Source organism: Sagittula stellata E-37 (genome assembly GCF_039724765.1).
Taxonomy (GTDB): domain Bacteria; phylum Pseudomonadota; class Alphaproteobacteria; order Rhodobacterales; family Rhodobacteraceae; genus Sagittula; species Sagittula stellata.
Genome location: NZ_CP155729.1, coordinates 20,531 through 40,550, shown reverse-complemented (window position 1 = coordinate 40,550; position 20,020 = coordinate 20,531). Strand labels below are relative to the sequence as shown.

Sequence of the window (20,020 nt, the reverse complement as noted above, 5' to 3'; positions counted from 1 at the left end):
CATCTATCTGGAAGGTTAGCAGATATGGCACACGACCACCCGGCCACGCGGCCGGCAAACCCGCGTTTTTCCTCTGGCCCCTGTGCCAAGATCCCCACATTCACGCTCGACAAGCTCTCCGATGCCGCCCTCGGTCGTTCGCACCGTGCGAAGATCGGCAAGGAGAAGCTGAAAGCGGCCATTGAAGGTACGCGCGAGATCCTGGGCATCCCCGCCGACTACAAGATCGGCATCGTTCCCGCCTCTGACACCGGTGCCGTCGAAATGGCCATGTGGTCGCTTCTGGGCGCCCGCAAAGCCACCATGGTCGCTTGGGAATCCTTCGGGTCCGGCTGGGTCACCGATGTGGTCAAGCAGCTCAAGATCGACGCCGAGGTGAAAACCGCCGGTTACGGTGAGATCGTCGATTTCGCCGAGGTCGATTTCGACACCGACGTCGTGTTTACCTGGAACGGCACCACCTCTGGCGTGCGCGTACCGAACGGCGACAAGATCCCTGCCGACCGCGACGGTCTGACCATTTGCGATGCGACCTCTGCCGCGTTCGCGCAGGACCTGCCGTGGGACAAGCTGGATGTAACCACCTTCTCCTGGCAGAAGGTGATGGGCGGCGAAGCGGCGCACGGAATGCTCGTCCTCAGCCCCCGCGCCGTCGAGCGGCTGGAATCCTACACGCCTTCTTGGCCGATGCCGAAGATCTTCCGCCTGACCAAGGGCGGCAAACTGATCGAGGGTGTCTTTGTCGGCGAGACCATCAACACGCCGTCCATGCTGGCGGTCGAGGATTACCTCGTGGCACTCGACTGGGCGCGTTCGGTCGGCGGGCTCAAGGGGCTTCAGGCTCGTGCCGACGCCAACGCCAAGGTGCTGTGGGACTTCTGCGACGAGCACGACTGGATCGAGAACCTTGCCATCGACCCGGCGACTCGTTCGAACACCTCCGTTTGCCTGAAGTTCACCGATGCGCGGATCAAGGACGGCGCGGCTTTTGCCAAGGCGATCGCCAAGAAGCTGGACGATTACAACGCCGCCTATGACATCGGTGCCTACCGCGACGCCCCTGCGGGCCTGCGCGTGTGGTGTGGTGCAACGGTCGAAGCGTCGGATGTCGAAAAGTTGACGCTCTGGCTCAAGTGGGCCTTCGAGACCGAGATCGCGGCGCAGACCGAAACGGCCTGAACGACTTCCCCTTTTCCTGAAATGCAGTTGATCCGGACCCCGTGAGGGCGTCCGGGTCCGTTCCTCTCAGCACATCCAAGGACCAGACACATGGCTCCCAAAGTTCTCATCTCCGACAAGCTTTCCGACGCGGCCGTCCAGATCTTCCGCGACCGTGGCATCGACGTCGACTTCATGCCCGACCTCGGCAAGGACAAGGAAAAACTGGCCGAGATCATCGGCAACTACGACGGTCTCGCGATCCGGTCGGCCACGAAGGTGACGCCGACCATCCTGGAGAAGGCCACCAACCTGAAGGTTGTGGGCCGCGCCGGGATCGGCACAGACAACGTCGACAAGGACGCGGCGTCGAAGCACGGCGTGATCGTCATGAACACGCCCTTTGGCAACATGATCACCACGGCCGAGCACGCCATCGCGATGATGTTCGCTGTCGCCCGCCAGATCCCCGAAGCCTCTGCCTCGACCCATGCGGGCAAGTGGGAAAAGTCGAAGTTCATGGGCGTCGAACTGACCGGCAAGACGCTGGGCGTGATCGGCGCGGGCAACATCGGCGGCATCGTGTGCGACCGTGCGCGCGGCCTGAAGATGAAAGTCATCGCCTACGATCCCTTCCTGTCGGAAGAGAAGGCGAAGCAGATGCAGGTCGAGAAGATCGATGACCTCGACGACCTGCTGAAGCGCGCCGACTTCATCACGCTGCACGTGCCCCTGACCGACGGCACCCGCAACATCCTGTCGAAGGAAAACCTCGCCAAGACCAAGAAGGGCGTGCGCATCATCAACTGTGCCCGCGGCGGTCTGGTGGACGAAGAGGCGCTGGCCGAATTGCTGAAATCCGGGCATGTCGCCGGTGCGGCCTTCGACGTCTTCGCCCAGGAACCGGCGAAGGAGAACCCGCTCTTCAACCTGCCCAACGTGGTCTGCACCCCGCACCTCGGCGCGTCCACCAGCGAGGCGCAGGAAAACGTGGCCCTGCAGGTGGCTGAGCAGATGTCCGACTATCTGCTGACCGGCGCGGTGACCAACGCGCTGAACATGCCGAACGTCACCGCCGAAGAGGCGAAGGTCATGGGGCCGTGGATCAAGCTGGCCGACCACCTCGGCAACTTCATCGGGCAGATGACCGACGAGCCGATCAAGGCCATCAACATCCTCTACGACGGCTATGCCGCCGAGATGAATCTGGCCGCGCTGAACTGCTCTTTGATCGCTGGCATCATGAAGTCGGTGAACCCCGAGGTGAACATGGTCTCGGCCCCATTGGTGGCCAAGGATCGCGGCATCAAGATCTCCACCACGAACCAGGCGCAGACCGGCGCGTTCGAGGGCTATATCAAGGTGACCGTCGTGACCGAGCAGCGGGAGCGGTCGATTGCGGGCACGGTCTTCTCGGACGGCAAGCCGCGCTTCATCCAGATCAAGGGCATCAACATCGACGCCGAAGTGGGCGCGCACATGCTGTATACCACCAACGAAGACGTGCCGGGGATCATCGGCACGCTCGGCATGACGCTGGGCGGTATGGGCGTGAACATCGCGAACTTCACGCTTGGCCGGTCGGCAGCCAAAGGCGAGGCCATCGCGCTGCTGTACGTGGACGAACCGGTCCCGGCAGAGGCACGCGCCAAGCTGGCCGAAACCGGTATGTTCCGCCAGATCAAGCCACTGTCCTTCGACGTGGCCTGAGGTTAGCGCAGACGGTACGAGATACGAAAAGGCGGGGGTCAGCCCCGCCTTTTCCTTTTCAGGATCGTTGCTCAGGCGATGGTTGTCCGCGACCGGATGACGACGACGAGAAAGATCATGATCGACAGGAAGGTCAGGACCGATCCGACCTTTGCCAGCGTTTCACCCTGGGACGTCACCGCCAGGACGATACCGGGCACGATGGCCCCGAGCCCAAGCAGCGCCACGAAAAAATGCACCCATGCAATCTTGCCATGGGCGGCGGGTACGAGGTGATAGTAGATCCCGAAAATGGCGAACCCCACCCAGCCGACAAGGTTCAGGTGAGCGTGTGCGATAGAAAGGCTGTGGTCGCCAGAAGCGGACATCTGGATGCCCCACGCCATGCCAAGAGCACCGGAAATCACTGCAAGCACAAAGAACCAGAACGACAGTCCATGCATCTTCAAACTCCTTGATAGACATGCCCGCGACCGGAAATGCAGTTTGGCCGGGACTTGTCGCCATAGGCTACGGCGGGAAAACATGGATGCCTACGACATCTTTGACCCGGGGGCAGTCTGTGCGCGTTTTGAGACGCGGTGTGGTGGCGAAGCGCCACGCGACGCAGAGCAGGCTCTGGCGGCTGGCGGGGGACGGTGCTAGGTCCCTGTCCATGACAGAAACGATCTACGCCATCGGCGACATTCACGGTCAGCGGGCCCTGCTGGAAGAGACCTTGACCCGCATCGAGGCAGATGGCGGCAAAGATGCCAACATCGTGTTTCTGGGCGACTATGTCGACCGGGGACCGGATTCTAAGGGTGTGATCGACATCCTGTCGGAGGGACTTGCCGCCGGGCGCAACTGGACCTGTCTCAAGGGCAACCACGACCGTCTGTTCGAATGGTTCGTCACACCGCCCGCGCCGCGCAACGATCCGCACCTTCTGGTGGGCTATCACTGGTTCCACCCCAATATCGGCGGGATCGAAACGGCGGCGTCTTACGGTCTGGAAGTCCCCGAGCGTGTGCGGCAGACCGAACTCGCTGAGGAGTTGCGCTCGCTTCTGCCCGACGGACACCTCCGGTTCCTCCAGGACCTGAAGATCTTCCACCGCGCCGGACCGCTTTATTTCGTGCATGCCGGTGTCCGTCCGGGTGTGCCGCTGGAAGATCAGGTGGAGGACGATCTGGTCTGGATCCGCCAGGAGTTTCTGATGGACCAGCGGGACCATGGCGCCTTCATCGTGCACGGGCACACGCCGGTGGACACACCGGATTTCCGCCCGCATCGGCTCAACCTCGATACGGGGGCCGGTTACGGACGGCAGCTGACCGCGGCGGCCTTCGAGGGCGACAAGGTCTTTATCCTGACGCCGTCAGGCCGCGTTCGCCTTTGAGGTCCGCTCGGCTGCGGGATCTTGCGGCGCGGGGCTGAGTTCCTTCCAGGCGTTGTACTGTGACAGGTAGACCTTGCCGGTCAGGTGGTCGAGCAGATCGGACCGCTTGAGACGGTCCATGACCGGGCCCTTGACCTCCGACAGGTGCAGGCGAATGCCCATGTCCTTCAGACGGTGGTTCAGCTCTTCCAGCGTCTCCAGCGCACTCAGGTCGACTTCGTTCACGGCGGTCATCTGCAGCACGACCTCCTTGATCGGCTGGTCGCAGGTGACACGGCCCAGGATGTAATCCTCAAGGAAACTGGCGTTCGCGAAGTACAGGCTTTCGTCCACGCGCAGGGTCACGAGGTGGGCCTTCGTTTCGACCTTGTGCCGCTTGATGTTGCGGAAATGCTCTGTGCCGGGGACCAGCCCGACCTCGGCAATGTGCGGGCGAGAGGTCTTGTAGAGGTGCAGGCCGATGGACAGCAGCACGCCTGCCGAGACACCTGCCTCTACCCCGAAACCGAGGGTCAGAAGGATGGTGGCCGCGACCGCGACAAAATCCACCTTGGAATAGCCCCACGCGGTCCTGAGGATCGAGAAGTCGACCAGAGACAGCACGGCGACGATGATGGTGGCAGCGAGCGTGGCGTTCGGCAGAAAGTAGATCAGCGGCGTCAGCAGGAGCGTGGCGAGGCCGATGCCGACGGCGGTATAGGCGCCTGCAGCCGGGGTTTCCGCCCCCGCGTCGAAGTTCACGACAGAGCGGGAGAAGCCCCCGGTGACGGGATAGCCGCCCGACACGGCAGCCGCGATGTTCGACGTGCCGAGGCCGATCAGTTCCTGGTCGGGGGAAATGCGCTGGCGGCGTTTCGCGGCCAGCGTCTTGGCCACGGACACGGACTCCACGAACCCGATGATCGAGATCAGCAGCGCGGGAACGAACAACTGGCTCCAGAGCGAGGGAGACACCGACGGCATGGTCAGCGGCGGCAGGCCCATCGGGATGTCGCCCACGACCTTCACGCCACGGTCCGACAGGCCGAAGCCCCAGGCGATCAGGGTGGTGACGACGACGGCAGCGACAGGGCCGGCCTTGGCCGAGATATCGGCAAGGCGCGGCTTCATGCCGGAACGGATGAGCAGCGGCTTCAGTCCCTTGCGGACCCAGAACAGGAAGGCGGTCGCGGCAACGCCAATGGCCAGCGTGATAAGGTTGGTCTCACCCACGTGTTCGAAGAACGTGGCGATCTGTTCTGGCAGGTTGTCCCCGGACAGCTTGATGCCGAAAATGTGCTTGAGCTGCGACACGGCGATTAGGATGCCGGACGCGGTGATGAAACCCGCGATGACCGGATGCGACAGGAAGTTCGCGAGGAACCCGAGGCGCAGGACACCCAGCACGGTGAGGATCAGGCCGGATATGAACGCCAGTGTCCCGGCGGCAACGGCGATCTGGAGCGGATCGGACAGGCCGAGGTTCCCCACAGCGGCGGCTGTCATCAGCGAGACGACTGCGACAGGCCCGACGGCCAGCGCCCGCGATGTGCCGAAAACCGCGTAGGCCACCAGCGGCAGGATCGAGGCATAGAGCCCCATCTCTGCAGGCAGACCCGCCAGCAAGGCATAGGCGAGCGATTGCGGGATCAGCATGACCGTGACAATCACGGCGGCGACAAGGTCAGAGGTCGCGGTGTTGCGATCGTAGGTCTTCGCCCAGGTCAGGATCGGCAGGTATTGTTTGAAGCGGTTCAGGATGGGGGAAGCCATTGGCATAGTCCTGTAGATCTGGGGTCAGGGATGCGAGTCGCCCCGGTTGTTGATGGCTTATATATTCGAAAAATAGAATTTGAAAAGGTTCGAATGCACCTTTGAATGGAAAACTGGCCCCGGGGGTATGCAAAAAGGGCCAGGAACACGTTCCGGCCCTTCATGTCTCACCCTGCAGAGACGGTCTCTGGCTTGGCCATCCATTCCCGCCCCCTGAGCATGGCCTTCCAGTAGATCGGGGGGAGGATCTGTTCCTTCAGCAACCACGCCGCACGTGTCGGCTTGGTGCCGTCGATGAACCACCTGGGAAAGGACGGCAGCAACGCCCCGCCATACCCGAATTCCGCCAGAACGATCTTGCCCTTTTCGACGGTCAGCGGGCAGGAGCCATAGCCGTTGTAGACTGCTTGAGGGTTCAGGCCGCGAATGTCTGCGACGACGTTTTCGGCCACGATGGGCGCCTGAATACGCGCGGCGGCGGCGGTCTTGGCGTTGGGCGCGTTCATCACGTCCCCCAGCGACCAGACGTTTTCGAAGGTCTTGTGGCGCAACGTGGACTGGTCGACGTCGACCCATCCCGCCGCATCGGCCAGCGGCGAGACGCGGATGAAATCCGGGGCGACCTGCGGCGGGCAGACATGGAGCATGTCGAAGTCCACGGTGACCTCCGCTGGTTCGGTGTCCGGTTTCGACACCCTGAAGGTCGCCTGCTTCGCCGCGCCATCCACGCGGATGAGATTGTGGAAGAAGTTCAGCTTGGCATCGTAGCGCTCGACATACTTCATCAGGGCGGGCACATAGTCCTTCACGCCGAACAGAACGCCACCGGCATTCATGAACTGGATGTCGATGTCCTTCAGAGCGCCGTTGCGATACCAATGGTCGCCCGACAAATAGAGCGCCTTCTGCGGTGCGCCCGCGCACTTGATCGGCATGGGCGGCTGGGTGAACAGCGCGCGGCCCTTCTTCAGCCCCTGCACCAGCTCCCATGTGTAAGGCGCCAGATCGAAGCGGTAGTTGGAGGTGACGCCGTTCTTGCCAAGCGTATCCACCAGCCCTTCGACGCCGTTCCAGTCGAGTTTCAGCCCGGGGCAGACGATCAGCCGGTCGTACTTCACCACGCGGCAGCCGTCGAGGATCACTGAATTGTTGTCGGGTTCGAAGGCCGCGACGGCGGACTTGATCCAGTGCACGCCCTTCGGGATGAGCGAAGCCATGGTGCGCGCGGTGGTCTGCGCCTCGAACACGCCGCCGCCGACCATGGTCCAGCCGGGCTGGTAGTAGTGGATATCGGCCGGGTCGATGATCGCGATGCCGAGCCCGGCGCGGCGGGTCATCAGCGAGGACGCGACCGAGATACCGGCAGCGCCACCGCCGACGATCACCACGTCGAACTTCGCGTCGCCTTCGTCGGTCGGTGTCTTGCCGCCGTTCACGATCCGTCGGACCACGCCTGCCATGTCGTAGCCCGCCGCCTTGGCCGCGCCGAGGATGGCGGACGGCTCCATGGTCCGGGCCTGGGACAGGGACCAGAGCGTGGTCGAGCGGGTGCCGGTGCGGCAGTAGGCAAAGACCGGGCCGGGCAGCTCTTTAAGCAGCGTGCCGAACTCTGCGGCGGTCTCGTCCGTTACCTTGCCGCTGACGACGGGCTGGTGAACGGCCCTGAGGCCCGCCGCTTCGGCGGCTGCCGCGATCTCTTGGAAGGTCGGCTGGTCTGCGCCTTCGCCATCCGGACGGTTGCACACGATTGACCTGTATCCGGCGTCGGCGATGGCCTGAACGTCTTCGGTGGCGATCTGCGGCGAGACGGCGATGTCGTCAGTGATCTTGCGGAATTCCACGGTGCGCTCCTGCCCAGAGAATCATCAATTCCGTCTTTATGCATTCGAATAATTGAATTTGAAACAGTTCAATGAGTCGCAGTTGCCGTTACGGGAACTATCGGAGGATTTTTTGCGAATAGTACGCGCAAGACGGGGAAAATCAGTCGAAAGCTCAAGTATTGCGGAGGAATTAGGACCATTCGCCCGCGAGGCGACTGTTAACCTATTCAAGGCCTTCAGGCTGAATCAACAATAAAGACAAAAGGATAACACGGATATGACAGGGAAGTTCGTTGTCGGCTTCGACGGGAGCGAGACGGCGCAGCGTGCGCTGGATTTCGCAACCGAACGGGCCATTGCTCAGGGTGGCACCATCGTGGTCGCCTACGTTTTGGAATGGTCGCCCTATTCCTTTCTGACGCCGCAGGAGGTCGCGGAACGCAGCCAACGCCGCAAGGATGAGCTCGCCCGTGCCGAGACGGCGATCATCGAGCCTGCCCAGCGTGCGGCAGAGGCGAAGGGCGTCCGCGTCGAAACCGTCCTGCGCTATGGCCATATCGCCGAAATCATTTGTGAAATCGCCGAAGCGCCGGACGTTGCCCAGATCTTCATTGGACGCAACGGGCGTTCTTCCCTCGGCAGCCGGGTCTTCGGATCGGTTGCGGGCCACCTGGTCCAGGCTTCGCCGGTGCCTTGCACCATCGTTCCCTGACGCGAAAAGAACAGGACATCGCAGGATGACAACGTATTTCAAACGCGCGGCCCTGGCCGCATTCGTAGTAACCACATCGGCGGTCACGGCCGGCGCACAGGAAGCGGAGCCGACGCTCGACCAGGCTGTGAACGACGCCTTTGCCAGCGCCACGGGCTGGTTCGTCAACTTCATCTTCAGCCCTTTCCCGGGCACCTCCTTTCCGTGGATCGTGGCATGGCTGGTGATCGCGGCGACAATCTTTACCATCTACTTCGGACTGATCCAGTTCCGGGCCTTTCCGCACTCCATCGCGCTGGTGAAGGGCGACTACTCCGACCCCAACGATGCCGGTGAGGTGAGCCACTTTCAGGCGCTTGCCACGGCGCTGTCCGGCACTGTCGGGCTTGGCAATATCGCGGGGGTCGCAGTGGCCGTCGGCATTGGGGGACCCGGGGCGACCTTCTGGATGATCCTGGCCGGTCTGATGGGCATGGCGTCCAAGTTCACCGAATGTACGCTGGGTGTGAAGTACCGCAACGAATTCCCTGACGGGCATGTGTCGGGTGGACCCATGTACTATCTGGACAAGGGCTTCGCAGAGCGCGGCCTGCCCGGTGGCAAGGTGCTGGCTGTACTGTTCGCGATCTTCTGCATCCTTGGCAGTCTTGGCGGCGGCAACATGTTCCAGTCCAACCAGGCGCACCAGCAGATCGCCGGGATCGTCGGCGAATACCCGGGCTGGATCACCGGTGTGATCTTCGCGGGCGTGGTCTTTGCGGTCATCATCGGTGGCTTGAAGTCCATCGCGCAGGTCACCGAGAAAGTCGTGCCGTTCATGGGCATCCTCTATGTGCTTGCCGCGCTGGTCATCATCTTGATGAACGCGGACAAGATCGGCTGGGCCTTTGGCCAGATCTTCGCGGGCGCGTTCACCGGTCTCGGCGTGGCGGGCGGTCTTGTCGGCGCGCTGATCCAAGGTTTCAAGCGGGCGGCCTTCTCGAACGAAGCGGGCGTGGGCTCGGCGGCCATCGCGCACTCTGCCGTGAAGACGAAGGAGCCGATCACCGAGGGTTTCGTTTCCCTGCTCGAACCCTTCATCGACACTGTGGTCATCTGCACCATGACGGCGCTGGTGATCATCATCTCGGGCCAGCTTGTCAGCGATCCGGAGACCGGCCTCTACATCCTGACCGAAGGCGGGTCGATCCAGACGCTGGATGGGTCCTCGGGCGTCAGCCTGACCTCTGCAGCGTTCTCCTCGGCCTTCTCGTGGTTCCCCTACGTGCTTGCCGTCGCGGTGATCCTGTTCGCCTTCTCGACCATGATCTCGTGGAGCTACTACGGTCTCAAGGCGTGGACCTTCCTCTTCGGCGAGGGCAAGACCACCGAGATCGTCTTCAAGGTGATCTTCTGCATCTTCGTGGTGATCGGCGCGGCGGCGAACCTCGGCCCGGTGATCGACTTCTCCGACGCGGCGATCTTTGCCATGGCGGTGGTCAACATCGCGGGCCTCTACTTCCTGATGCCGATCGTGAAGCGGGAACTGGACAGCTACATGTCGCGGCTGAAGTCCGGAGAGATCCGCAAGTTCAAGTGACGGATTGGGGCGTGGCCGGTCCGCGCCCCACCGAATTGCAAGGCCAGCGGCGGCACGTTCCCGCCGCTGGCATTTTCCCAGTCGCACAGGACGCCGCTTGCGGGCAGACTGCTTTCATCAAAGCAGGGGAGGGGCCAGCGGATGAAGCTACCGAAGATCGCAGCGTTGAGCGTCCTGTTACTGTGCCCGGCTTTGGTCAAGGCCGAAGGCGTGGTGCCAGAGCCTGCGCCGCTACAGGTCCCTGGCGAGATCACCGTCGACCTGAGCGAAATCGATCAGAAGACGCTGCGCCGTTACGGGCACAGCCGCATCACACACATCACGTTCCATCACGAGGGCTTCGCCGGTACGGACGCTGCCCTGTTCCGCAAGGCGTCGGCTGCACGCGACCGGCAATCGATCTCCCAGAGGGTGCGCAACATCAACCACGACCACGTCGCAAATGCCGGGCTGGGGATGATCGCGTACCACTATGCCATCGACAAGGCCGGCCAGATCGCGAAGGGCCGGCCCGTGCGCTATGCTCCGGCCACGAAGTCCACGGTGATTGGCGGCACCGAGAAGGCGGATTTCACCGGGCATTTCGCCGTCGTCGCGCTTGGCGATTTCAACCACGAAGCCCTGACCGATGCCGCGCGGCTGTCCTATGTGCGCGTCATGTCCGAAGCCCAAAGGGCCTACCGCGTGCCGACCGCAAACATTCGGCCGCATTTGCACTATGCCAGCACATCCTGCCCGGGTGAGCGCATCATGAAAGAGGCGGATGACCTGCGGTTGCGGGTGCTGACCTTTAGTCTCCAGACCGAGTTGGCGGCGCGGGGCTGCGGGTCGCTCGATCCGGATGGTGTATGGGGCAAGGCGTCTCGCCGGGCGTTCGACCGTCTCGTGTCTACCGACCGCTCTCGCTATTCGCCCGGGATCATCGACGACACCGCCCTGTTCCCGCTTCTGGATGATCCCGCCTTACGGTGCCGCTAAGACTCAGTTTCAACCGATTAACGGTGTATTAACCATGGTTTGGTCTTTGCAGACCGGGTTGAGCGTATACTATTCCGTTAGGTAAATGTAATGAGCCCAGGTTCCTGACCGAGACACCGGCAGATCGGCTTGTCCGAGCGGGCGATTGCGGGACATGCGTCGTTGCCGGCCGTCCTGACCAACGGAGTAAATGGGGGCAGATGACAGCCGCGCGCCGTAACATGCAGCTTCTTTACGACGTCGAGTATGGCGTCCGGCGCGAACTGATCGTGCGGCTGGTTGCCGTGTTCTTTGGTGCGGTGCTTTTGTGTTTCTACGTAGGCAACCTGCTGCCCGCGGCGTGGTGCGCGGGTTACTTCCTCGCGCATGCGCTGCACTGCCGCTATATCGTCGTACACCGTGAGATTGCTCAGCCGCACCACGTGATGATTGCGGGCCTGTCCTACCTTGTCGTTGTCGTCGCCTTCATGTGGTTGCCGGTGCACTTCTCGATGAACGAAGCGCCGGAAAAGATCGCCCTCGGGGCGATCCTCATGGGGTCGACAATGGTCTATCAGATCCGGCGCGGCGACCGGATCCTTTGGCTGGCCTGGGCGCAGATCGCGCTGTTCGGCGTCTTCCTGTTGCTGACCGTCGGCAGCCACATGGACGATTTCGACGGCTACTTCGCAAAGCTGGGTGTGCTGATCGTCGTTGTCGTGGCTCTGGCCTACACGGCGCTTGCGATGCTGTTTACGCGTACGTCCAGGATGACGCTGGAAGAGACGGCAGAGCGCCTCGCACAGGATCAGAAGATGTCCGCCATCGGCCGCCTCGCCGGCGGCGTTGCGCATGATTTCAACAACATACTCACGGTGGTACAGGGCAACCTGGAACTCTACCACCTGATGACCGACCGTGCTGAACGCGATGCCGCCGTCGAAGAGGCACAGGCCGCGGCAAAGCGGGCGGAGGCAGTCGTGCAGCAGCTTCTGGTCTATGCCCGCAAAGCTCCGACGCGCGCGCGCGTCCTTGATGCGAATGTCGCCGTCGATGGGATCGTATCGCTTGTCAATACGCTGGTGCCGGCGCGCATAGAGAAGGTGCACCTGCGCCACCCTGGGCGGTTGCCGGTCAAGCTGGACGATGCCCAGTTGACCACGGCGGTCCTGAACCTCGTGAAGAACTCGGTCGATGCCATCGAGGGCAACGGTTCGGTTGAGATCATCACGTCGGAAGAGCGGCTCACCGAGGAACTGGCCACTGGCGACGGACATGCGCTGCCGCCGGGGCGATACGTCTCGATCGCTGTGGCGGACACAGGTGCCGGCATTCCCGGCGACGTCCTCCCGATGGTGGCAGAGCCTTTCTTCACCACCAAGCCGCCGGGCATGGGCACCGGTCTGGGCCTGTCGATGGTGGCCGGTTTCGTGCGTTCCGCACACGGCGGCCTGAAGATCGAAAGCTCTGACAAGGGGACCCGCATCGCCATGCTGTTCCCGCTTGTCTCGCTGCAGGAACCGGTCGGCCAAACGTCAAACGCCGCCCTGGAGGGCGGCGTTCCTGTCGGCGAATAAGCCCTTGTCGGGCTTCGAAAATATCAGAAGCCGAGGCCTTCGTACTTCTTCTTGAACTTCGACACGCGGCCGCCTTGGTCGAGCAGGCGCGACGAGCCGCCGGTCCATGCCGGGTGCACGGTGGGGTCGATGTCGAGGACGAGTGTGTCGCCTTCTTTGCCCCAGGTGGTGCGGGTCTGGAATTCGGTCCCGTCGGTCATCTTGACGGTGACGATGTGGTAGTCGGGGTGAAGATCCTTTTTCATCCGATCCGTTCCTTACGCCTGAGCCTTCGGGGCTTTGTAATTGGTGACTTCCGCGATGCGGGCCGACTTGCCGCGGCGCGAGCGGAGGTAGTACATCTTGGCGCGGCGGACGCGGCCGCGACGGACGACTTCGATGGACTCGATGTTGGTGGAATACAGCGGGAAAACACGCTCCACACCTTCGCCGAAGGAGATCTTCCGAACGGTGAACGAACCGGCTATCCCCTTGCCATTCTTACGAGAAATGACAACGCCCTCGTAGTTCTGGACACGGGTGCGGGTGCCTTCGGTGACCTTGTAGCCGACGCGGACGGTGTCACCTGCCTTGAAATCGGGGATCTCTTTCCCCAGCGAAGCGATCTGCTCCGCTTCGAGTTGTGCGATCAGATCCATCTGACCTTCTCCTTTTTCACACGCGGTTTGCCCGCGGAAATGTCTGTCAGCACCTTGATTCCAAACAGGAATTTGCACCGCCAGCTGTTGCTTTGCTTGCGTGGGGCCCCGGGTGGAGACGCCACGATACCCAAGGCATCCGAGTCGCCCCGGTGCCTGAGATGGGGCCTTCTACGCGCGAGAACCCTGCAAATCAAGGGAATTTCCCAAGCCGCCGCAAACCCGCCGACCGCTGGGTTAACCGGGGCGGATTAACCGTTTCTTATGGTGAGTCCCGGCCGGTTGGAAGGGTCGAACCGGCCGGTTGGCAACCTTCGTTAACGCGCCAATCCGGCGATTCGGGCGGTTTTGGTAAGGCAGACACAGTTACAGTGCAAAAACCGGCGCGAACGTGTCGATTGCGTATTCACAAGACCGTGAGGCGGAAAGAGCGTACGAAGTTTATTCTGGCCTTTGCAGCGCAGGAACGCCGCCAAGTGCTGTTTTTGCCGTTTTGGCGTCCAATCCGTGTGCGTTTAGCGTCTTCAGAGGAGTTAAAACATAGTTCTCTATGTGACACTCCTTCCTCATTTCACCGAGCGGGATGGCAAAAAAATTGCCCCAAGCCTGTCCATCCCACCAGCACCATAGCCCATGGCCGGGACTGTGCTTGAGATGGTCCGAGTTGCGGGCCGAGTAGTCCGCGCCTGACCACGTATCGCTTTTGGCTTTGTCCACCCAATGGAAACCCACGAAGAGGCAAGCCAGATCCTGCCATGGCAGGTTTGCCTTCTTGACGTCGTCGGCGTTTGATTCAGCGTCGTCACACAGCCTGATCGTGAAAGAAACGGTTCCGATCTTCCGCTTGCGGCCGCCCCCGTTTTTCTTTTCGGAGATTTCGACATTGCGGGTGAGAGACGGCGTTACCCAGCGGTCCCTGGCGCGGGATTCCGCAGCGATGCCTGTGCTGTTCGTTTCCCAGCCGTTCACGGTGGAAAGGCTTTCGACCAATCGTTCCAGCAAAATGTCGAAGGAGAAGGATGCGTTGACGAGGTTGCGGGCCGATTGCGCGAGCAGGCGGCTTTCGAGCAATCTTTTAGACGGGTCATCCGTGTCAGTGGTTTGGGTCATCTGTGCTGTTCCTCGGCGAAAAATAGTATTCGGTCAGATACGGGGCGTGCAGAATTGGCTCTGGAATCCCCGTAAACACAGCGCCTACATCCGTCTGTTTGAGAAACTCGGCTATTGTGTTCGCCCATGAGGATATCTGCGACGTCTCGCGCGCAGCACGACCGCAGCTTTCAGCAACGGAGCGCCAGGACCTCGGAAAAAGCGGAACACCGTGGACCGCGTCCCTTTGATCGTTTTCGCCGAGAAGGACCACCGCCGACGCCTTTGGATCGACGCTGAGAACCTGATCTTCGAGCTGATCTTTGCCGAGGACTGCGTGCCACTTCACTTCGACCACCAGGCAGCGTGCGTCACAGGTCAGAACGACATCAGGCTCGACATAAATTCGGCCGACCTTATGAAACCGGGGCCAGAGATCGATTTTGATCTGGCCTGTACCGGGCAAGTGGTCATCGATGACCTTCTCGCCGAGCAGTGTGCTCAGCGCGGGGCGCTGGGCGTCAAGGGGCATGAGCCTGATGGACCCGAAGACTGCGGAGGTGACAAGGTCCTCCTGAGGCCGCTTGCCACCGGTGTAGCGCTCGGAACTCCCGGCGCGCAGCAACCAATGCGCTTTGCGTTTGGCAACCGCTTCGAGCATACTCGCAAACCCTTCAACCAAGTCACTGGCAGGAGGATTGCATGGCGCTGCAAGCTCGCGCAAGAGTTTCGCGTTTCCCCGGTCTTACCTCTCCGAACACTGCGCCAGCGTGACTCCGTTCATCGTCTGGGCGTTCAGGTTGGCGGTCAGGACGATGGTGGTGCCGGGGTTGCCCTGTGCGTAGGTCAGGATCTCGGGGCAGTCGCCCAGGCCGTTGTCGGCCTCCACCACGATCTGAAGCGTGCCGCTGTCGGAGGAGAGGGTCAGCTCCAGGACCTCCGGGTCCTCGACCTCCGGTTCGAGCACGGTGAAGGCGGCGATCTCCGTGCCGGTGAAGCGGTATTCGACCGTGTGTTCCCATGCGGCGGCGGGTGTGGCGAGAAGGGCGAGAAGGCAAAAGGCGCGCATGATTGAAAATCCTTGTCCGGGAATGGAGGTCAAGGGTGCCCTTTGCGGTGGGTTACGTAAAGTCCTTGCGGGTCTTGAGGGCGTTCCAGAGGTCGGGGCGGCGGGTGCGGGTGAGGTCTTCGGACTGCTGGCGGCGCCATTTCGCGATCTCTCCGTGGTGGCCGGAGAGGAGCACGTCGGGGATGGTCCGGCCCTGCCATTCGGCGGGGCGGGTGTATTGCGGGTGCTCCAGGAGACCGTCGGAGAAGCTTTCCTCCTCCGTCGAGTCGGCGTTGCCGAGGACGCCGGGCAGCAGGCGCACGGCGGCGTCCAGCATGACCTGCGCGGCCAGTTCGCCGCCCGTGAGGACGTAGTCGCCGATGGAGACTTCGGCGATGCGGTAGTGGTCGATGACGCGCTGGTCGAGCCCCTCGAACCGGCCGCAGATCAGCGTGACGCCGGGCCGGGTGGCGAGGTCGCGGGCCATCTCCTGCGAGAAGGGTTTGCCGCGCGGGCTGAGGTAGATCAGCGGCGCGCCGGGGGCCTGCTGGCTGCGGGCGTGTTCGATGGCGGCGCCCATGACGTCCGGGCGCAGGACCATGCCGGCGCCGCCGCCCGCGGGTGTGTCGTCGACGTTGCGGTGCTTGCCCTCGCCGAAGGGGCGGAGCGGCACGGTCTGAAGCTGCCAGAGCTCCTGCTGCAGCGCCTTGCCGGTCAGCGACAGGCCGAGGATGCCGGGGAAGGCTTCGGGGAAGAGGGTGATGACCTGTGCGTGCCAGGCGCGTGCCAGCGCGGGCGCCTCGGACATGAGGTCGCGCGGCTTCAGGCTGGGGCGGATGGTCTTGCGGCCATGGGAACGGGGAGCGTCGGACATGGCCGGGCTTTATCCCGTTCCACCAGCGGGCGGCAAGCGGTCAGAACGGGTTTTGCGCCGGAAGCATCACGGGTTGGGCCTCGACGTAGTGGCGCCGCTGGGGTTCGCTGGCGAGCCGTCCGGTGGACAGGTCCCATGCGGTGCGGGGCCGGGGTGTGCGGCCTTCGCGCGCGGTGAAGACCCCGGCGGGTGCGGGCCAGCGGTCGCCGGTGATCTGCTCCAGTTGACGCAGGGTGTCGGCCAGCCGCGCGGCGGGGTCGGTCGACCCCTGCGGCGGGGCGAGAGCAAGGTCGCCGGTCTTGTAGACGCCCGCGTTCCAGCGCTCGATGAGGCTGCGCGCTTCGTTCAGGAACTCGGTGTCGCCGGCGCGCGCGGCGGCGACGAGCCGCCCGTCCAGCACGATCCCGGCGAGGAAGGCGGCGACGGTGGCGCGGTCGCAGGCGGGTTGCCGGAGGCACCAGAAAGCGGCGGTTACCTGCTCCGGGCTGGCCGGATCGTGTTCGGTCACCACCCGGTGCCAGAGGTCGATGTCCGGCGGGCCGAGGAGGGCCAGTGCCTTGGAGAGAGAGCCGGGCGCCTTGTCCTGCGTCTGACTTGTCCAGAGCCAGTGCGTGGCCGTCCACACGCGCTGGTCGCGGTCCCATTCGTCGCGGTTGCGGGCAAGCTTGTCGACCTCGTCGCGCATGGACAGCACCGCATCCGGACGGCGGAAGTGCTGCGCCAGTTCACCGGCTTCGCCCGGGGACGAGGTCAGCAGCCGGGACATCAGGTACAGCGTGAGCAGGCGATGCGACGAGATGGTGGCAAGCGCGATTTCCGGGCGGTCGCCGGTCCAGGCGGAAAGAGAGCGGTGCAGGATCCACGCGACCGCCTCTTCGCGGGAGATCGGGCGGTCGTCGATGGGGCCGTGCTGAACGGGCGACATGGCGCGGGAGACAACCTCGCGCTGGCGCTCGGCGGGGGGCATGCCACGGGGCGTGTGGCGCAGCGCCCTGGGATTGCCGAAAGAGACAAGCTTGCGGCGGACGAGGTTCAGCGGACGCCACCGGACCGTTGCGGCGATGGAGGTGATGCCGACCAGTGCCGCCGATCCGCCAAGGAACGTGCCCATGTCGTTGCTGACCGACGCCAGTGCAACGGTCAGGACCGGCGCGGCGGCCAGTCCGGAGAAAAACAATCTGACCTTCTGGTTCAGCAAGGCGGTGATCCATCAAATGCGTCTCGATTAAGGCTAGAAATGGACGACAACTATGGCAAGAAGTGGGTGCTGCTGAAGGTATTTTTGGTTGATTGGTGTCAGGGGGTGGGCGATCCGGTGCATTCGCACCTTTTGTGTCCGTTGGCGAAACAGGCAAAGTGGCGAAATCCGGGCGGCTGCCATCTTTGGGACCCATGTCGCGCCCCGGGAATCATCGGTCAGTCGAGCAGCCCTTCGGGCGGGTCCGCGACGATCCGGCCAGCGGTCAGATCGACGGTGGGCACGCAGGCGCGGGTGAAGGGCAGAAGGACCGTGCCGCTTTTGCCGGTGGCGTGCAGTTCCAGAAGGTCGGTGGCCCCGTGGTTGAGGACGGCCTTCACCTTGCCCAGTTCCACCCCGCCGGTGTCGAAGACGGACAGACCGATCAGGTCGGTGTGGTAAAATTCGTCATCCGGGAGAGAGGGCAGCCGGTCGCGCGGCGCGTAGAGCCGCACCCCCTTGAGCGCGTCGGCTTCCTCCTTGGTGGCCACGCCGGTGAGGCGGACGGCGAACCCGTTGGCGATCTCGCGGGTGATGTTCAGACCGAAACTGCGCCCGTCTTCGGTGGTGAGCGGCGCGTAGTCCTCGATGGCACGGGGATCGGCGGTGAAGCTTTTCAGGCGCGCTTCGCCCTGCACCCCGAAGGCACCCGCGATGGCGCCGACGCAGATCGTCTGGTCCATGTCCGTTGTCCTCATGGCAGGGCGCAAAGCCCCGCACGCATCCAGTTGCCGCCCATCGCCGCGCAGGAGTCCTCCTGCTGCGCACGTTCGTAGAAGATGCCCGCTACGAAGGCGATGAGCAACAGGATGGGAAGGCGGATCAGTCCGAACATGACGCCGGGTGTGCCACGGCGCGCGGGCGGGGGCCAGAGGGGACGGACACGCGGTGTGCGGGAAGCCGCCGGGCATGGGTCAGCCGCTGGCAGATTGCCGGGAAACCGGCTTAGCTTGCCTCGTTTAAATTCAGGAGTGCCCGTTATGACCGTCGTTCGTCCCTTTTCCTCCGAAGATACTGGTGCCGTTACGGATTTGCTGTTGCAGGACGCCGCCGCCCGGCAGGCGTGCGACGCCGATCTGTGGGCGATGAAGGCGGAGGCCGGGGACGCTGTCGCAGGCTTCATCGAAGGTGCGACGCAGGGTGGCACGCCGATCCGCCACGGCTGGATGGTGGCGGAGGAGGACGGGCGGATCACCGGGGTCGCGCATTCGATCCTGTTGCCGGTGCCGCCGATCTATGCCGGGGAGGACGGCATGCCCGGGCTTCTGATGGAGGACTGCGCCGTGGCCCCGGACGCCTCGTCCGGGACGGCAGAGGCGCTGCTGGCGGCGGCCGAAGACGACCTGACAAAGGCGGGGGCGAAGATCCTGCTGGCCTCGCACGTGCTGCCCGGCGCCTGGGCGGCGGCGCTGGAGGGCGCGGGCTATGCGCCGCTGACGCTGTACTTCCGCGCGCGCATCGAAACGGGGGCGCACAAGGTGCCGCTGGCGGGTGCGGGCGACATTCCCGGACTGGTGGCGCAGAGCGCGGTGAACCGGGACTGCCTGTATTCGGTCGATCCGTTCTGGAAGCCGCATCCGGAGGCGGATGCACGGTTCGAAAGCTGGATGCGCAAGAGCCTGACGCTGACCGACCGCGACATGCTGGTGACAGAGGCCGGGGGGCGGGTGACGGGGTATGCCATCGCCCATCCCGCGACGCCGCTGCATCTGCCCGCGGCGCATGAACCGAAGGGCGTCGGCATGATCGACGACTATTTCCACGAGGGCTTTGCCGAGGTCGGCGCCACGGGTGTTGCGGGCGAGGCACTGCACCTGTTGCAGGCCGCTGAAGGGGCGCTGGCCGCGCGGGGCGCGCGGGCGGGCATGATGATCTGCCCGGCGGACTGGACGTCGAAACGCGAGATGCTGGAGGCGTCGGGCCACGAAGTCGCCCTGACGTGGTCGATCCGGCGCTGAGGCTTCGGCCGAACGCGCCTTCGGGTGTCACCCCGACATGAAATCCGGACATGAAAAAGCCCCCGCCGGTCGGGCGGGGGCCTCTCGTCAGGTCCATGAGGCGTGCCGTTTGGCATGACAGGGACCGTGCCGACGTCGCGGGCCGATTATTCGTCGGCGGGCGCTTCTTCGGCTGCGGCTGCCTTGGCGGCTTTCTCTTCGGCGCGCTCCTGGGCTTTCTTGCCCGGCTCGCCCTTCTTGAGGTTGGCGCGCTCTTTCTTCTCGATCACGCCAGCGGCTTCGAGGAAGCGCGACACGCGGTCGGTCGGCTGGGCGCCGTGGGACATCCAGTACTGGATGCGCTCCAGGTCCATCTTGACGCGCTCTTCCGAATCCTTCGGCAGGAGCGGGTTGTAGGTGCCCAGCTTCTCGATGAAGCGGCCGTCGCGCGGCATGCGCGAGTCGGCGGCGACGATGCGATAGAAGGGGCGCTTCTTGGAACCGCCGCGGGCGAGACGAATCTTGACTGCCATTTTGTTTCTCCTTGA

Annotated in this window: 21 protein-coding genes; 8 read left to right on the top strand and 13 right to left on the bottom strand. The window is 63.4% G+C overall.

The annotated features are described in order from the left end of the window. Positions 1-24: 24 nt before the first annotated feature. Positions 25-1,179, top strand: coding sequence for a phosphoserine transaminase (locus ABFK29_RS00230; RefSeq protein ID WP_005863551.1), 1,155 nt, complete (start codon positions 25-27; stop codon positions 1,177-1,179). A 90-nt stretch (positions 1,180-1,269) separates the two neighbouring features. Next, entirely contained in the window at positions 1,270-2,868 is a 1,599-nt protein-coding gene (gene serA / locus ABFK29_RS00225; RefSeq protein WP_005863549.1) for a phosphoglycerate dehydrogenase, read from the top strand. 71 nt (positions 2,869-2,939) lie between these two features. Here the strand turns inward: serA and ABFK29_RS00220 are convergent, their stop codons facing one another. After that, positions 2,940-3,311, bottom strand: coding sequence for a hypothetical protein (locus tag ABFK29_RS00220; RefSeq protein WP_005863547.1), 372 nt, complete (start codon positions 3,309-3,311; stop codon positions 2,940-2,942). Between the two features lie 212 nt (positions 3,312-3,523). Here ABFK29_RS00220 and ABFK29_RS00215 point away from each other — a divergent pair, with 212 nt between their 5' ends. Continuing rightward, positions 3,524-4,249, top strand: a complete 726-nt coding sequence (locus ABFK29_RS00215; RefSeq protein ID WP_005863545.1) for a metallophosphoesterase family protein — start codon at positions 3,524-3,526, stop codon at positions 4,247-4,249. On the opposite strand, the gene ABFK29_RS00210 is transcribed toward ABFK29_RS00215, so the two are convergent. Both ABFK29_RS00210 and ABFK29_RS00205 read right to left on the bottom strand, forming a co-directional pair. Continuing rightward, positions 4,229-6,001, bottom strand: coding sequence for a SulP family inorganic anion transporter (locus ABFK29_RS00210; RefSeq protein ID WP_005863543.1), 1,773 nt, complete (start codon positions 5,999-6,001; stop codon positions 4,229-4,231). The genes ABFK29_RS00215 and ABFK29_RS00210 overlap by 21 nt on opposite strands. A 167-nt stretch (positions 6,002-6,168) precedes the next feature. Then, the gene (locus ABFK29_RS00205) at positions 6,169-7,842 is read right to left on the bottom strand and encodes a bifunctional protein tyrosine phosphatase family protein/NAD(P)/FAD-dependent oxidoreductase (RefSeq protein ID WP_005863541.1); all 1,674 of its coding nucleotides are present in this window, start codon (positions 7,840-7,842) and stop codon (positions 6,169-6,171) included. A gap of 259 nt (positions 7,843-8,101) precedes the next feature. Between ABFK29_RS00205 and ABFK29_RS00200 the strand changes: the two genes are divergently transcribed. The 4 genes from ABFK29_RS00200 (at position 8,102) to ABFK29_RS00185 (ending at position 12,649) form a co-directional block, all read left to right on the top strand. Then, positions 8,102-8,536 carry a universal stress protein gene (locus ABFK29_RS00200; RefSeq protein WP_005863539.1) on the top strand — a complete coding sequence of 145 codons (435 nt, stop codon included), beginning with the start codon at positions 8,102-8,104 and terminating at the stop codon, positions 8,534-8,536. Between the two features lie 25 nt (positions 8,537-8,561). Beyond that, entirely contained in the window at positions 8,562-10,115 is a 1,554-nt protein-coding gene (locus tag ABFK29_RS00195) for an alanine/glycine:cation symporter family protein (protein WP_005863537.1), read from the top strand. 141 nt (positions 10,116-10,256) lie between these two features. Beyond that, the gene (locus ABFK29_RS00190; RefSeq protein ID WP_005863535.1) at positions 10,257-11,093 is read left to right on the top strand and encodes an N-acetylmuramoyl-L-alanine amidase; all 837 of its coding nucleotides are present in this window, start codon (positions 10,257-10,259) and stop codon (positions 11,091-11,093) included. A gap of 200 nt (positions 11,094-11,293) precedes the next feature. Then, positions 11,294-12,649 (top strand): ATP-binding protein, encoded by a 1,356-nt coding sequence (locus ABFK29_RS00185; RefSeq protein ID WP_005863533.1) that lies wholly within the window; start codon positions 11,294-11,296, stop codon positions 12,647-12,649. 23 nt (positions 12,650-12,672) lie between these two features. Here ABFK29_RS00185 and rpmE read toward each other — a convergent pair whose 3' ends face one another. The 9 genes from rpmE to ABFK29_RS00140 all read right to left on the bottom strand — a co-directional run bounded on the left by rpmE (position 12,673) and on the right by ABFK29_RS00140 (position 18,370). After that, positions 12,673-12,894: a 50S ribosomal protein L31 gene (gene rpmE, locus ABFK29_RS00180; protein WP_005863531.1), complete on the bottom strand. Its 222-nt coding sequence runs from the start codon at positions 12,892-12,894 to the stop codon at positions 12,673-12,675. Between the two features lie 12 nt (positions 12,895-12,906). Further along, the gene (gene rplS / locus ABFK29_RS00175; RefSeq protein WP_005863529.1) at positions 12,907-13,287 is read right to left on the bottom strand and encodes a 50S ribosomal protein L19; all 381 of its coding nucleotides are present in this window, start codon (positions 13,285-13,287) and stop codon (positions 12,907-12,909) included. Positions 13,288-13,728: 441 nt separating this feature from the next. Next, positions 13,729-14,397: a hypothetical protein gene (locus ABFK29_RS00170; protein ID WP_005863527.1), complete on the bottom strand. Its 669-nt coding sequence runs from the start codon at positions 14,395-14,397 to the stop codon at positions 13,729-13,731. After that, positions 14,381-15,037 (bottom strand): hypothetical protein, encoded by a 657-nt coding sequence (locus ABFK29_RS00165; RefSeq protein WP_005863525.1) that lies wholly within the window; start codon positions 15,035-15,037, stop codon positions 14,381-14,383. The genes ABFK29_RS00170 and ABFK29_RS00165 overlap by 17 nt, the downstream gene beginning before the upstream one ends. Positions 15,038-15,121: 84 nt before the next feature. Continuing rightward, positions 15,122-15,445 carry a hypothetical protein gene (locus tag ABFK29_RS00160; RefSeq protein WP_005863523.1) on the bottom strand — a complete coding sequence of 108 codons (324 nt, stop codon included), beginning with the start codon at positions 15,443-15,445 and terminating at the stop codon, positions 15,122-15,124. Between the two features lie 52 nt (positions 15,446-15,497). Further along, positions 15,498-16,298 (bottom strand): tRNA (guanosine(37)-N1)-methyltransferase TrmD, encoded by an 801-nt coding sequence (trmD, locus tag ABFK29_RS00155; protein WP_005863521.1) that lies wholly within the window; start codon positions 16,296-16,298, stop codon positions 15,498-15,500. A 40-nt stretch (positions 16,299-16,338) separates the two neighbouring features. Continuing rightward, positions 16,339-17,475 carry a hypothetical protein gene (locus tag ABFK29_RS00150; protein ID WP_157136627.1) on the bottom strand — a complete coding sequence of 379 codons (1,137 nt, stop codon included), beginning with the start codon at positions 17,473-17,475 and terminating at the stop codon, positions 16,339-16,341. A 239-nt stretch (positions 17,476-17,714) separates the two neighbouring features. Then, on the bottom strand, positions 17,715-18,218 hold the full coding sequence (gene rimM / locus ABFK29_RS00145; protein ID WP_005863516.1) for a ribosome maturation factor RimM: 504 nt from the start codon (positions 18,216-18,218) through the stop codon (positions 17,715-17,717). An 11-nt stretch (positions 18,219-18,229) separates the two neighbouring features. Further along, positions 18,230-18,370: a hypothetical protein gene (locus ABFK29_RS00140; RefSeq protein ID WP_005863514.1), complete on the bottom strand. Its 141-nt coding sequence runs from the start codon at positions 18,368-18,370 to the stop codon at positions 18,230-18,232. Positions 18,371-18,515: 145 nt separating this feature from the next. Here ABFK29_RS00140 and ABFK29_RS00135 point away from each other — a divergent pair, with 145 nt between their 5' ends. Then, positions 18,516-19,493 carry a hypothetical protein gene (locus ABFK29_RS00135; protein ID WP_040605162.1) on the top strand — a complete coding sequence of 326 codons (978 nt, stop codon included), beginning with the start codon at positions 18,516-18,518 and terminating at the stop codon, positions 19,491-19,493. A 146-nt stretch (positions 19,494-19,639) separates the two neighbouring features. Here ABFK29_RS00135 and rpsP read toward each other — a convergent pair whose 3' ends face one another. Beyond that, positions 19,640-20,005: a 30S ribosomal protein S16 gene (gene rpsP, locus ABFK29_RS00130; protein WP_005863510.1), complete on the bottom strand. Its 366-nt coding sequence runs from the start codon at positions 20,003-20,005 to the stop codon at positions 19,640-19,642. Positions 20,006-20,020 lie beyond the last annotated feature (15 nt).